The following is a 12,047-nucleotide window of genomic DNA, read 5'->3' on the forward strand; positions in this document are numbered from 1 at the left end:
TATATCCCCGATGTGTTATCCGCCCACCATGACCAAACGTGAAGCTCCAATCTATAAGGTGATTTTCCTTAACCAGGGCCAGGTGTTCGAAATGTACGCCAAGCAGATCTATCAAAGTGATCTGTGGGGCTTCCTGGAAGTGGAAGAGTTCGTCTTTGGCGAGCGTACGCAGCTGGTCGTGGACCCGGGCGAGGAAAAACTCAAGGCGCAGTTCGAAGGCGTGGTGCGCAGTTTTGTGCCGATGCATTCGATTGTGCGCATCGACGAAGTGGAGCGCATGGGCACGCCGAAGATCAGCGAGGCCCGTGGCACCAGCAATGTGATGCCGTTTCCGATGCCGATGCCTGAGAAGTAGGGCGTTAGACCGCGTTGGCCCCATCGCAGGCAAGCCAGCTCCCACACTTGACCGAGTTCCAACGTTGGAATGCAGTCAAATGTGGGAGCTGGCTTGCCTGCGATAGCAATAGAAGGGGTTAGCTGTATTCAGGGCAAGGGTGAGAAGGGCGAGCGCCCGTCAGCACTCTGCAATTCCTGCAGGTAATTGCGGAAGATTTGCCCCAGCACCTGGGTGGCCACTTCCAGCTCATCACGCTGCATGTGCTCGGCCACTTCGTCGGCCGTGTCCAGCGCGTCTTCGGCGCCATTGACCGCCGCCATCTTCAGCACGATGTACGCCTGCACGTTGTTGGCCGGCACGCCTTCGCCTTTGAAGAACATGTTACCCAACTGGAATTGCGCCTGCGCGTGGCCCTGCAACGAGGCTTTCTCGAAATAGCTCAAGGCTTTATTGAGGTCGCGCGCGGGGTTTTGGCTGTCGTGGAAGTACTCACCCAACTCGTATTGCGCCTGCGCATCCCCATCGTCAGCCTGTTTCTGGCACGCGCTCAGGGCTTCGGCCTGGCTGTCTGGCTGGGTATTGAGGGTGCAACGACCCATCGCTGGGATTAACAACGAGTTGCCGCCTGCTTGTGCATGTGCCAGCAGCGGCTGAAGGAGCAACAGGCAGCCCAGAACCAGGGTGCGGCCGGTGCGTTTCATGGGTATCGACTTACCTCTGACGGGGCGCGCGGACCCTCGGGGAGTCCAATAAGCGCGCATTATGAAATAAGCAGGCACCTGCTTACAAAGTCTTTACTCGTTTTTCTGCTGCGTGGGCAAGTTATCTGCCGGATTGCAGGTCATTTCTCGAGAAATACAGGAAATCTCTGTAAGCAAACCAGCAAATTCTGACGCCGCCAAGGGCGACGCCGGAATCATTGCCCCTTATTTCAGTGCCGCGAAGGCGCGCTCGGCAGCATCCAGGGTCAGTTTCAACTCGGCGTCGCCGTGGGCGATCGAGGTGAAACCGGCTTCGAACGCGCTCGGTGCCAGGTACACGCCGCCTTCCAGCATCAAGTGGAAGAAGCGCTTGAACAGATCGGCATCGCTGCCCATCACGTCATCAAAGGTAACGATGTCGTCGGCAGCGCTGAAGTACAGGCCGAACATGCCGCCCGCCTGGGTGGTGACAAACGGAATACCGGCTGCATCGGCACGTTGTTGCAGGCCATCGAGCAGGCGAGTGGTGTAGTCGGTCAGCTCGGCGTGGAACCCCGGGCGGCTGATCAGGCGCAGGGTGGTCAGGCCGGCGGCCATGGCCAGCGGGTTACCCGACAACGTGCCTGCCTGGTACACCGGGCCCAGCGGCGCGATGTGGTGCATGATTTCCCGCTTGCCGCCAAAGCAGCCCACCGGCATGCCGCCGCCGATGATCTTGCCGAAGGTGCTCAGGTCCGGCGTAACGCCGTAGTGCGCCTGGGCGCCGCCGAGGGCAACGCGGAAACCGGTCATCACTTCATCAAAAATCAGCACCACGCCGTGTTTGTCGCATTGCTCGCGCAGGCCTTCGAGGAAGCCCGGCGCCGGAGGCACGCAGTTCATGTTGCCGGCCACGGGCTCGACGATGATGCACGCAACGTCCTGGCCCACTTCATTGAGCATCTGCTCGACGGCGGCAATGTCGTTGAACGGCAGGGTCAGGGTGTGTTTGGCAAAGTCGGCCGGAACGCCGGCCGAGCTTGGCACGCCTTGGGTCAGCAGGCCGGAGCCGGCTTTCACCAGCAGGCTGTCGGAGTGGCCGTGGTAGCAGCCTTCGAACTTGATGATGCTGTCGCGACCGGTGAAACCGCGCGCCAGGCGAATCGCGCTCATGGTGGCTTCGGTGCCGGAGCTGACCATGCGCACCATTTCCATCGACGGCACGATCGAGCAGACCAGGTCAGCCATCTCGGTTTCCATCGCGGTCGGCGCGCCGTAGGACAGGCCGTGTTGCAACTGCTGACGCACGGCATCCAGCACGTCCGGGTGGCTGTGGCCGAGGATCATCGGGCCCCAGGAACCGACGTAATCCACGTAGCGCTTGTCATCTTCGTCGGTAACGTAGGCGCCTTCGGCATGCTTGAAGAACAATGGCGTGCCGCCCACGCTTTTGAACGCACGCACGGGGGAGTTCACACCGCCGGGGATGTGTTTCTGGGCATTGGCAAACAGCGTTTCGGAACGGGACATGATGGGGCTCTCTGAATTCAAGACTTGAGGAGTTCGTTAAAGGCGCGGGCGCGGCGCGTGACTTCGCGGGTGCTGTCGGCACCGAACAGGCCGTGCACCACGGCGAGCAAGTCGGCACCGTGGGCCACCAGCGGTTCGGCGTTCTCCAGGGTGACGCCGCCGATCACGCAGATCGGCAACTGCAAGCGCGTGCGGGCCTCGGCCAGCATGTCGACGGTGGCGGCCGGCGCGCCGGGCTTGGTGTTGGAATTGAAGAAGCGGCCAAAGGCGACATAACTGGCACCTTCCCTGGCGGCCTGTTCGGCCAGTTCGATCTGGCTGTGGCAAGTGGCGCCGATGATTGCTTTGGAACCGAGCAACGCGCGGGCGGGCGTGAGCGGGCCGTCGGTCTGGCCCAGGTGCACGCCCACGCCCAGGCGCGCGGCCAACTCGGCGTCATCGTTGATGATCAACTGAGTCTTGTAGCGTGAGCACAGCTCGCGCAACTTTTCGGCTTCACGCAGGCGACGGGCTTCGTCGCTGCTTTTGTCACGGTATTGCAGCAGGGTCACGCCGCCGTCCAACGCCGCTTCGACGTAGGCGAGGAATTTGCCGGCCAACAGCTGGCTGTCGGTAATGGCGTAAAGGCCACGTAGTTTCATCGGGCAAGCCCCTTGCTGTTAACAGCAGACAATTACGAGCAGAAATCCAGCGGCAAACGGCGCGGCACAAACTGGCCCTGGCCGAGTTGTTCGGCGTCACGCAGGGTGCGCCAAGTGTAGTTGAGCGCCGATTGCACAGCGCTGACCAGCCCTTCGCCCTGAGCGATTCGACCGGCCAGCGCACTCGCCAGCGTGCAGCCCGAACCGTGATAACTGCCGGGCAGGCGTTGGCAGGTAAAGGTCTGCTGCGTACCGTCGCGGCTGTACAGGCGGTTATGCACTTCCCGCTCATCGCCATGGCCGCCGGTGATCAGCAGGTGCTTGATAAACGGCAACAGCTTTTCGGCGCATTCGTCTGCCGTGCCTTCCGGCAATTCGGCGAGGATGCGTGCTTCAGGCAGGTTGGGCGTGGCAATCAGCGACAACGGCAGCAGCCGCTCGCGCATCGCGTAGCCGACTTCGTCCTTGCCCAGGCTGCCACCGCCGCCGGCGCGCAATACCGGGTCGCAGATCACCGGCAGGTGCGGGTGCGCCTGCAGCAACTCGACCACGGTGTCGACCATTGCGGTGGAGCCGAGCATGCCCAGCTTGACCGCCGCAACGTCGGAATCGCAGAGCACGGCGTTGGCTTGAGCCAGCACCCACTCGCGGTCGAGCACGCGGAAATCGCTGACATTGACGGTGTTCTGCACGGTCAGGGCGGTGACGGCCGGGGCCGCATGACAACCGTGGGCGAGCAGGGCTTCGATATCTGCCTGCAAGCCGGCGCCACCACTGGGATCATGGCCGGAGAGACAGAGGACAACAGGGCGAGAGCTGTAGATATTCATGGTGCGCGAGCTTACCACCAAACGCTTTTTGCGTGGCCTTCCGGCGACTGTTGAATTTCGCCACTGCCAGTTGGCGAATGTAGCGGTTGGCTATTACTGCTTGCTGCACGTTAAATGCGCTGAAAGCCTTGTTCTAGAGCCTCTTGAAAAATTATTTCAATGGTGTCCAATGGCCTTTACCGGCTATGCTAGAGTGGATCCAAACAACTTAATGTATCGCCGGAATACGTCATCTCAAAAGGAATGGGGGGCTTTTGACATAACCGGACAGGCCACGCTGGGGCTCTATGCGCTATTTGCTGATCTTAATATTGTGCGGGCTCCCCATGCTCGCCAGCGCCGTCGAGTTTGATCAGAGCACTCGAAGCCTGCCGCTTGGCCGGCTGATGCAAGTGCTTGAAGACCCCACCGATGCATTGACCATCGCCGACGTCAGTTCCCCCGCTTACGCTGCCCGTTTCAAGACCCACGACAAGGCCACCCTTAATGCCGGTTATTCGCGCTCGGTGTTCTGGCTCAAGGTCGACCTGCATTACGTGGCCAAAGACCCCCGCTCCCCGCGCACCTGGTTTTTGGAGCTGGCCTACCCGCCGCTCAATCATCTTGATATGTACCAGCGCGACAGCACCGGCAATTACCGGCTGACCACGCGCACCGGCAGCGCATTGCCGTTCTCCAGCCGCGAAGTGCGCCAGAGCAACTACCTGTTCAAGCTCAATTTCGTGCCCGACCAGCAGGGAACCGTTTACCTGCGCCTGCAAAGCCAGGGTTCGATCCAGGCCCCGCTGACGCTCTGGGCCGGCACCGCGTACCTCGAAGAACAACCCCTACGCCTGTATGTGCTGGGCGCCATCTACGGCGTATTGCTGGGGATGCTGATCTACAACCTGTTCATTTACCTGAGCGTGCGCGACACCAGTTACCTCTACTACATCCTCTATATCGCCTCGTTCGGCCTGTATCAGCTGTCGGTCAATGGCGTGGCCGTGGAGTATTTCTGGCCGAATAACCCGTGGTGGGCGAACGCGGCGGTGCCGTTTCTGATCGGCGCGGCGGCGTTGTTCGGCAGCCTGTTCGCGCGCAGCTTCTTGCACACCGCGCAACACAGCCGTTGGCTCAACCGGATACTGCTGGGGTTGGCCGCCTGCGGCGCCGTGGTGATGGCGCTGGCCCTGCTGACCAGCTACGCCGTGGCCCTGCGTTTGGCCACCGGCCTGGCGCTGGTGTTCACCGTGACCATCTTCGTCGCCGCCATCAAGGCCTGGTATTGCGGCCAGCGCATGGCGCGCTATTTCATCATTGCCTGGTCGGCGTTCCTGCTCGGCGGGGTGGTGAACACCCTGATGGTGTTGGGTTACTTGCCTAACGTGTTCTTGACCATGTACGCCAGCCAGCTCGGCTCGGCCATCGAAGTGGCGCTGTTGTCCCTGGCCCTGGCTGACCGCATCAACGGCATGCGCGAGCAGCAAGCGCAGATTATGTTCGACGCCAGCCAGAAGCTCGAAGTGCTCAACCAGCAGTTGGCCCGCAGCAACCGCCTCAAGGACGAATTTCTCGCCACCCTGACCCATGAATTGCGCACGCCAATGAACGGCGTTATCGGCTCCCTCGAACTGATGCAAACCATGCCCCTGGACGACGACCTCGCGCAGTACCAGCAAACCGCCGCCGGCTCGGCGCGGGACATGATGCGCATGGTCAACGGCATCCTTACCCTCACCGAGCTGCAGGCCGGGCGCCTCACTCCCCAGCCTCAGGCATTCAGCCTGCGCGGCACTCTCGACGCCTTGCGTCAGCAATTCAGCGCCAGCGCCCAGAGCAAGGGCCTGGCCTTTTCCATCGACGTGGCAGACGAACTGCCGGACCGGGTTATCGGCGACGCCGGCAAGCTCACCCAGTGCCTGGATTGCCTGCTCGATAATGCCTTCAAGTTTACCCACGAAGGGGCGGTGCGCCTGCGTGTGGTCGGCGTGCCCCAAAGCGATGGCGCGTTGCGCGTGAGCTTTATCGTCACCGATACCGGCATCGGCTTCGCTTTCCTCGACGAGGCCACGCTGTACCAGCGCTTCTTCCAGGTCGACGGTTCGATGACCCGTGAATACGGCGGGTTGGGCATTGGCCTGGCGATTTGTCGGCAGTTGATCGAATTGCTCGGCGGGCGCCTGACCCATCATTCCGAACCGCACAAGGGCAGCCGTTTCCAGCTGGAGGTGTGTGTCACTGCGGCGCCGCCTGAGCTGAAAGCGTCCGGGCAGGCGCCTCTCACGCAGCGCGCGCCGCAGGAATGCGCGGTATTGCTGGTGGACGACAACAGCGTCGGCCAGCTCGCCGTGCGCGGCATGCTGCTCAAGCTCGGTTACCGGGTCAAAACCGTGGACAGCGGCCCGGCCGCGTTGGCGACTTTGCAGGGCGGCCATTTTGATGCGGTGCTGCTGGATGTGCCCGAGGGCAGCTTCTCGTTGTGCTGCCAGATCCGTGCGTTGCCCGGTTGCGGGGAGTTGCCGGTGATCGCCCTGACCGCATCGATGCAGGCGCCTGACCGAGAGCGCTGCCATGGCATCGGTGTCACCGATCGCCTGGCCAAACCGGTGCGTTTCGACGCTTTGCAGGCGGTACTGGAGCGCCGTCTGCTGAACCCGGTAGAGGGTGAAAGCGCCGAGCATTCGGCGCGTATGCCACTTTTTTAAGCCGGTTGACGGTGCTTAACTGAAATTCAGGCCTCACCGCACGTGGCCTGTTTCCGGAGGCCCGTCATGAACCTGCACCCGTTCGCCGAAACCCACGACGTCACCAACCAGCCGCCATCGCTTGATGGCACCAACCTGTATCGCATCGACTTGCCGTTGCAAGAGTGGTCGCGTCGCTTTGGCGCCGGCTGGGCCGAGACGCGCATCGATACGTATGGCGCGCTGGCCGGTGGGCCGCTGATGGCGGCCGGGTTTCTGGCGAATCAGAACAAGCCGGTGTTCAACAGCCATGACCGTTATGGTCATCGCATCGACCTGGTGGAGTTTCATCCGGCCTATCACGAGTTGATGCGTACCGCCGTCGAACATGGCCTGCCGTCGCTGCCGTGGGCACATCCGCAACCCGGCGCGCACGTGGCCCGCGCGGCCATGACCTACCTGCACAGCCAGGCCGAGGCGGGCACCGGTTGCCCGCTGACCATGACGTTTGCGAGTGTTCCGGCCCTGCGCCTGCAGCCGGACCTGGCTGACATCTGGCTGCCGAAAATTCTTGCCACCACCTACGACCCGCGCAATGTCGGCATCGCTCATAAGGCGGGTGCGACTATCGGCATGGCCATGACCGAGAAGCAGGGTGGCACCGACGTGCGCGCCAACACCACCCGCGCCTATCCGGTGGGCGCGGGCGGCCCAGGGCAAGCCTATGAACTGGTGGGCCACAAGTGGTTCTGCTCGGCGCCAATGTGCGATGCATTCCTGACGCTGGCCCAGACTGACAAGGGCCTGACCTGTTTCCTGCTGCCCCGGCACCGCCCGGACGACACGCGCAACGCGTTCTACATCCAGCGCCTGAAAAACAAACTCGGCAATTGCTCCAACGCGTCCAGCGAAGTGGAATTTCGCGGCGCGCTGGCGTGGATGATCGGCGAGGAAGGTCGTGGCGTGCCGACCATCATTGAAATGGTCGCCATGACCCGTTTCGACTGCATGGTCGGCTCCAGCGCCCTGATGCGCCAGGCGCTGACCCAGGCCAGCCATCATTGCGCCCATCGTTTGGTCGGCGGTCGAGTGCTCAGCGAACAGCCGTTGATGCAAAACGTGCTGGCCGACCTGGCCCTGGAAAGCGAAGCGTCATTGGCCTTGAGCCTGCGCATGGGGCGCGCGCTGGACCATCTCGATCATGAACAAGAGGCCAAATTCGCCCGGTTGGTGACGGCGGTGGGCAAGTATTGGATCTGCAAACGTGCGCCGGCGATGATCAACGAGGCCGCCGAGTGCATGGGCGGTGCCGGCTATGTCGAAGACAGCATCCTGCCGCGCCTGTACCGTGAGGCGCCGGTGAATTCGACGTGGGAAGGTTCCGGCAATGTGCAGTGCCTGGACGTGCTGCGTGCACTGTCGAAAGAACCGGGCGTGCTGGAGGCGTTGTTTGTTGAACTGGGAGACGTGCATGGCGACAACAGGCTGGCGCGGCATATCGAGCAGCTGAAATTGGCGTTTATGGACACCCAGGATATTCAATACCGCGCGCGGCAATTGACTGAGGATATTGCCGTGGCGTTGCAGGCCAAGCTGTTGCTGGAGGCGGGGAACGCGGCGGTCAGCGACGGTTTTATCGCCAGCCGCTTGGGTGAGTCGTCCGGCCGCGTCTACGGCACCCTGCCACGCGGCGTTGATGTTGAAGCTATCGTCGCCCGCTCAACGCCTCAATCCCTCTGAATAAATACAGTCAAACTGTGGGAGCTGGCTTGCCTGCGATAGCGGTCTATCAGTCACATTATTGCTGATTGACCTACCGTTATCGCAGGCAAGCCAGCTCCCACAGGGATTGCACCCATCTTGAGTGGGCACTCCAATTCAAAGTTTGCGTCTGACAGGGATACAGGCAAGATAACGGCCTGCACGTCAGAACACAGGATGCTTACCGTGACCGAAGCTTTTGTTGTCGTTCAAACCGCCGAAGAGGCCGTGGATCGGCTGGCGGCTCTGCATGAGCGCGCCACCGGCGCACTTAACCAAGCCCTCAAGCAATACCTCAAAGACCGCGTCGAGCCTGACGCCGCACAACGCGCGATGTTTCGTTACCCGGAACTGCGCCTGACTTACCTGGTACAGGGCGAAGTCCCACAGACCACCCGCGCCTACGCCAAGGTGCAATTGCCGGGGACCTACAGCGTCACCGTCACCCATCCCGCCGCGTTCCGTAAATATTTGCTGGAGCAACTGGTGCCGCTGATGCACGACTTCACCGTGACGGTGGAAGTGGGTGTGAGCCAGCAAAACATTCCGTACCCGTACGTGGTGGAGCAGGGCGACGAACTGGCCGGCTCCGGCGTAACCGCAGCAACGCTGGCCCGTGTGTTCCCGAGCACCGACCTGTCGGCTGCCACCGATGGCATCGCCGACGGCCTCTACGATTGGGAAAACACCGACCCGCTGCCGCTGGCGCTGTTCGATGCGGCCCGCGTGGACTTCTCCCTGCGCCGCCTGGTGCACTACACCGGCAGCGACTGGCGCCATGTGCAGCCGTGGATTCTGCTGACCAACTACCACCGCTATGTCGACCAGTTCATCGTGCATGGCCTGGAGCAATTGCGCAGCGACCCGCGGTTTATCCGCATGGTGCTGCCGGGCAACGTGGTGATCGAAAAGAGCATGGACCACGGCGAAGCGTCGGCTATTGCGGCCGGCGTGGTGTGGCACCGTTACCAAATGCCGGCCTACCACTTGCAGGCATCTGATGGCCACGGCGTCACCCTGGTCAACATCGGCGTCGGCCCTTCCAACGCCAAGAACATCACCGACCACCTGGCCGTGCTGCGCCCGCATTGCTGGCTGATGATCGGCCACTGCGGCGGCCTGCGCCAATCCCAGACCATCGGCGATTACGTACTGGCTCACGCCTACATGCGCCGCGACGGGATTCTCGACCGCGTGGTACCGCCGAACATCCCGATTCCGGCGCTGGCCGAAGTGCAGATGGCCTTGCAGCAAGCGGCGGCCAACGTCACCGGCGAAAAAGGCGAAGAGCTGAAAAAACGCCTGCGCACCGGCACCGTGCTGACTTACGACGACCGTAACTGGGAGTTGCGTTGGGCCCAGGAACGGCCGCTGATCAACCTGTCCCGCGCCGTGGCCGTGGACATGGAAAGCGGCACCATCGCAGCCCAGGGCTATCGCCTGCGGGTTCCGTACGGCACCTTGCTGTGCGTGTCGGACAAACCGCTGCACAGTGAAATCAAGCTTCCGGGTTCGGCCAACGCGTTCTATGAGCGCGCGGTCAGCCAGCACTTGAAGATCGGCATCGAGGCGGTGGATTTGTTGCGCACCGAACTCAACTCGCTGCACTCGCGCAAACTGCGTAGCTTCGACGAACCGCCGTTCCGCTAAGCGGTTGGGATGGTCATTTAACGGTCAGGCCACTAGCATTGTCGGTCCTGACCGTTAGATTGCCTTCGCCATGTCCCGTCCCACCCGTCCCGATTCGCGCCGCCCTGGCGTGAAACCTCCACACGCAGCTTCCCGTCGTGTCGCCAAGGCGCCACCGGCGGAGCCGAAGCTGGTGCTGTTCAATAAACCTTTCGACGTGCTGACCCAATTCAGCGACGAAGGCGGCCGCGCGACGCTCAAGGATTTTATCGACGTCCCCGGCATCTACCCGGCGGGCCGTCTGGACCGTGACAGCGAAGGCCTGTTGCTGCTGACCAACGACGGCCAGTTGCAGGCGCGTATTGCCGACCCCAAGCACAAACTGGCAAAAACCTATTGGGTGCAAGTGGAAGGCGAGCCGACCGAAGAGCAGCTGCAACGCCTGCGCGACGGCGTTGAGCTGAATGACGGCAAAACCTTGCCCGCCGAAGCGCGGCAACTGGACGAGCCGCAGTTATGGCCGCGCAACCCGCCCGTACGGTTTCGCAAAAGCGTGCCGACCCATTGGCTGGAATTGGTGATTCGTGAAGGGCGCAACCGCCAGGTGCGACGCATGACAGCGGCGGTGGGCTTGCCGACCCTGCGCCTGGTGCGCGTGCGCATTGGCGAGTGGTCAATTGACGGCCTGGATCAAGGCCAATGGAAGGAAGTACCGGCGCGGTTATAACGCGCCGGACTCGATCAGGCCGATCACCACGCTCTTGATGATGAACGCGGCCACGCCCAGCCCCAGCACAAAAAACAGGATGAACGAACCAAAGCGCCCGGCCTTGGATTTCTTCGCCAGGTCCCAGACGATAAAGCCCATGAAAATGATCAGGATGGTGACCAGTCCCGTCATCATCCATTCTTCAAAAACGGCGGGGTCGATGTTGTTCATGGGGGATTTTTCCGACAGGGCAGGCGGGAAGTATAAGGCAGGGCTGCAGGTTCAACATTGACCTGGATCGATGTGGGAGCTGGCTTGCCTGCGATAGCATCACCTCGGTCTGCCTGGTACTCCGAGTTGCCTGCATCGCAGGCAAGCCAGCTCCCACACAAGCCAGTTTCCACAATGGATCTTCATTGGGCTTGGGATCAGGTACGCAGGTGAGTCAGCGGCAATTCGGTGCTGTTGAGTACCTGATTCAGCACAAAACTCGACCTGACGCTGGTCACGCCTTCAATGCGCGTCAAATGCCCCAGCAGCAGTTTCTGATAGTGGTCCATGTCCGGCACCACCACTTTTAACTGATAGTCCGCATCCATTCCCGTCACCAAACTGCATTCCAGCACCTGAGGCAGGGTGCGGATGGCGGCTTCGAAATTCTCGAAACGCTCAGGCGTATGCCGGTCCATGCCGATCAGCACGTAGGCCGTCAGGCTCAAGCCGAGCATCTTGCGGTCGAGCAGTGCCACCTGGCGCGCAATGTAGCCGTCGTCTTCCAATTGCTTGACCCGCCGCGAGCAGGGCGAAGGCGACAGGCCGATACGCTCGGCCAACTCCTGGTTGGAGATCCTCGCGTCGCGCTGCAATTCCGCCAAAATACTCAGGTCGTATCGGTCAAGCTTGCTCATTGGGTTGGCCTTTGTCGTAACTATTGCGGTGAATTATCCATGAAGGGTTAAAAATTGCGCAAGCACTGTTTATTGACGCAATCTTCGCAATCATCTGTCGGGCGCCTGCGGGTATCTTTATTAACAGAATCACCGCCTGGACAAACAGTCCACAGCAGCTCGCCGAATCAGGTGCGCTGCGGCCGCCGCCCCAGCAGGGTTGAGCCGGCCTCCAGGCTGCACACTGTCCACAAGACGGCGTGAGGTGAGCCAACGTCAAAAGCGTTGAGCACGGACGAAGTTCTCAAGGGGTGGCCGACGGGTCGCCCCTTTTTCTTTGTCTTCAGAAAATTGTTCTCGTGACTGATAACCTGTCT

The 12,047-nt window shown here is 61.5% G+C and carries 12 protein-coding genes; 6 read left to right on the forward strand and 6 right to left on the reverse strand.

From position 1 onward, the window contains the following. Positions 1-28: 28 nt before the first annotated feature. Positions 29-355, forward strand: a complete 327-nt coding sequence (locus tag ACP7A2_RS13475) for a DUF1820 family protein (RefSeq protein ID WP_076952681.1) — start codon at positions 29-31, stop codon at positions 353-355. A 128-nt stretch (positions 356-483) separates the two neighbouring features. On the opposite strand, the gene ACP7A2_RS13480 is transcribed toward ACP7A2_RS13475, so the two are convergent. The 4 genes from ACP7A2_RS13480 to ACP7A2_RS13495 form a co-directional block, all read right to left on the reverse strand. Continuing rightward, complete coding sequence (locus ACP7A2_RS13480) at positions 484-1,038, reverse strand: tetratricopeptide repeat protein (RefSeq protein ID WP_426134581.1); 555 nt, start codon at positions 1,036-1,038, stop codon at positions 484-486. Between the two features lie 225 nt (positions 1,039-1,263). Further along, the gene (hemL, locus tag ACP7A2_RS13485; protein ID WP_375065131.1) at positions 1,264-2,547 is read right to left on the reverse strand and encodes a glutamate-1-semialdehyde 2,1-aminomutase; all 1,284 of its coding nucleotides are present in this window, start codon (positions 2,545-2,547) and stop codon (positions 1,264-1,266) included. A 17-nt stretch (positions 2,548-2,564) separates the two neighbouring features. Continuing rightward, complete coding sequence (gene thiE, locus ACP7A2_RS13490) at positions 2,565-3,188, reverse strand: thiamine phosphate synthase (protein WP_426134582.1); 624 nt, start codon at positions 3,186-3,188, stop codon at positions 2,565-2,567. A gap of 32 nt (positions 3,189-3,220) precedes the next feature. Beyond that, positions 3,221-4,018: a hydroxymethylpyrimidine/phosphomethylpyrimidine kinase gene (locus ACP7A2_RS13495; RefSeq protein ID WP_426134583.1), complete on the reverse strand. Its 798-nt coding sequence runs from the start codon at positions 4,016-4,018 to the stop codon at positions 3,221-3,223. Here ACP7A2_RS13495 and ACP7A2_RS13500 point away from each other — a divergent pair. The 5 genes from ACP7A2_RS13500 (at position 4,017) to ACP7A2_RS13520 (ending at position 10,801) form a co-directional block, all read left to right on the forward strand. Then, positions 4,017-4,370 (forward strand): hypothetical protein, encoded by a 354-nt coding sequence (locus ACP7A2_RS13500; RefSeq protein WP_426134610.1) that lies wholly within the window; start codon positions 4,017-4,019, stop codon positions 4,368-4,370. The genes ACP7A2_RS13495 and ACP7A2_RS13500 overlap by 2 nt on opposite strands. Then, positions 4,306-6,705, forward strand: a complete 2,400-nt coding sequence (locus ACP7A2_RS13505) for a hybrid sensor histidine kinase/response regulator (protein ID WP_426134584.1) — start codon at positions 4,306-4,308, stop codon at positions 6,703-6,705. The genes ACP7A2_RS13500 and ACP7A2_RS13505 overlap by 65 nt, the downstream gene beginning before the upstream one ends. 66 nt (positions 6,706-6,771) lie before the next feature. Beyond that, positions 6,772-8,424 (forward strand): acyl-CoA dehydrogenase family protein, encoded by a 1,653-nt coding sequence (locus ACP7A2_RS13510; protein ID WP_426134585.1) that lies wholly within the window; start codon positions 6,772-6,774, stop codon positions 8,422-8,424. Positions 8,425-8,622: 198 nt separating this feature from the next. Next, the gene (gene amn, locus ACP7A2_RS13515; protein ID WP_426134586.1) at positions 8,623-10,095 is read left to right on the forward strand and encodes an AMP nucleosidase; all 1,473 of its coding nucleotides are present in this window, start codon (positions 8,623-8,625) and stop codon (positions 10,093-10,095) included. A 70-nt stretch (positions 10,096-10,165) separates the two neighbouring features. Beyond that, entirely contained in the window at positions 10,166-10,801 is a 636-nt protein-coding gene (locus tag ACP7A2_RS13520) for a pseudouridine synthase (protein WP_426134587.1), read from the forward strand. On the opposite strand, the gene ACP7A2_RS13525 is transcribed toward ACP7A2_RS13520, so the two are convergent. Beyond that, on the reverse strand, positions 10,796-11,005 hold the full coding sequence (locus tag ACP7A2_RS13525; RefSeq protein ID WP_007975837.1) for a DUF2788 domain-containing protein: 210 nt from the start codon (positions 11,003-11,005) through the stop codon (positions 10,796-10,798). The two genes, ACP7A2_RS13520 and ACP7A2_RS13525, sit on opposite strands and share 6 nt — an antisense overlap. A 206-nt stretch (positions 11,006-11,211) precedes the next feature. Beyond that, positions 11,212-11,691 carry an Lrp/AsnC family transcriptional regulator gene (locus ACP7A2_RS13530; RefSeq protein ID WP_003194418.1) on the reverse strand — a complete coding sequence of 160 codons (480 nt, stop codon included), beginning with the start codon at positions 11,689-11,691 and terminating at the stop codon, positions 11,212-11,214. Positions 11,692-12,047 lie beyond the last annotated feature (356 nt).

Origin of the sequence: Pseudomonas sp. PWP3-1b2 (genome assembly GCF_049896045.1) — a bacterium.
Lineage (GTDB): Bacteria > Pseudomonadota > Gammaproteobacteria > Pseudomonadales > Pseudomonadaceae > Aquipseudomonas > Aquipseudomonas antarctica_B.

Excerpts from the sequence above, each read along its gene's own strand:
- ACP7A2_RS13480 (WP_426134581.1), bottom strand. The coding sequence starts at position 1,038 with ATGAAACGCACCGGCCGCACCCTGGTTCTGGGCTGCCTGTTGCTCCTT.
- hemL (WP_375065131.1), bottom strand. The coding sequence starts at position 2,547 with ATGTCCCGTTCCGAAACGCTGTTTGCCAATGCCCAGAAACACATCCCC.
- ACP7A2_RS13520 (WP_426134587.1), top strand. The coding sequence starts at position 10,166 with ATGTCCCGTCCCACCCGTCCCGATTCGCGCCGCCCTGGCGTGAAACCT.
- thiE (WP_426134582.1), bottom strand. The coding sequence starts at position 3,188 with ATGAAACTACGTGGCCTTTACGCCATTACCGACAGCCAGCTGTTGGCC.
- ACP7A2_RS13510 (WP_426134585.1), top strand. The coding sequence starts at position 6,772 with ATGAACCTGCACCCGTTCGCCGAAACCCACGACGTCACCAACCAGCCG.
- ACP7A2_RS13505 (WP_426134584.1), top strand. The coding sequence starts at position 4,306 with ATGCGCTATTTGCTGATCTTAATATTGTGCGGGCTCCCCATGCTCGCC.
- ACP7A2_RS13530 (WP_003194418.1), bottom strand. The coding sequence starts at position 11,691 with ATGAGCAAGCTTGACCGATACGACCTGAGTATTTTGGCGGAATTGCAG.
- ACP7A2_RS13475 (WP_076952681.1), top strand. The coding sequence starts at position 29 with ATGACCAAACGTGAAGCTCCAATCTATAAGGTGATTTTCCTTAACCAG.
- ACP7A2_RS13495 (WP_426134583.1), bottom strand. The coding sequence starts at position 4,018 with ATGAATATCTACAGCTCTCGCCCTGTTGTCCTCTGTCTCTCCGGCCAT.
- ACP7A2_RS13500 (WP_426134610.1), top strand. The coding sequence starts at position 4,017 with ATGGTGCGCGAGCTTACCACCAAACGCTTTTTGCGTGGCCTTCCGGCG.
- amn (WP_426134586.1), top strand. The coding sequence starts at position 8,623 with ATGCTTACCGTGACCGAAGCTTTTGTTGTCGTTCAAACCGCCGAAGAG.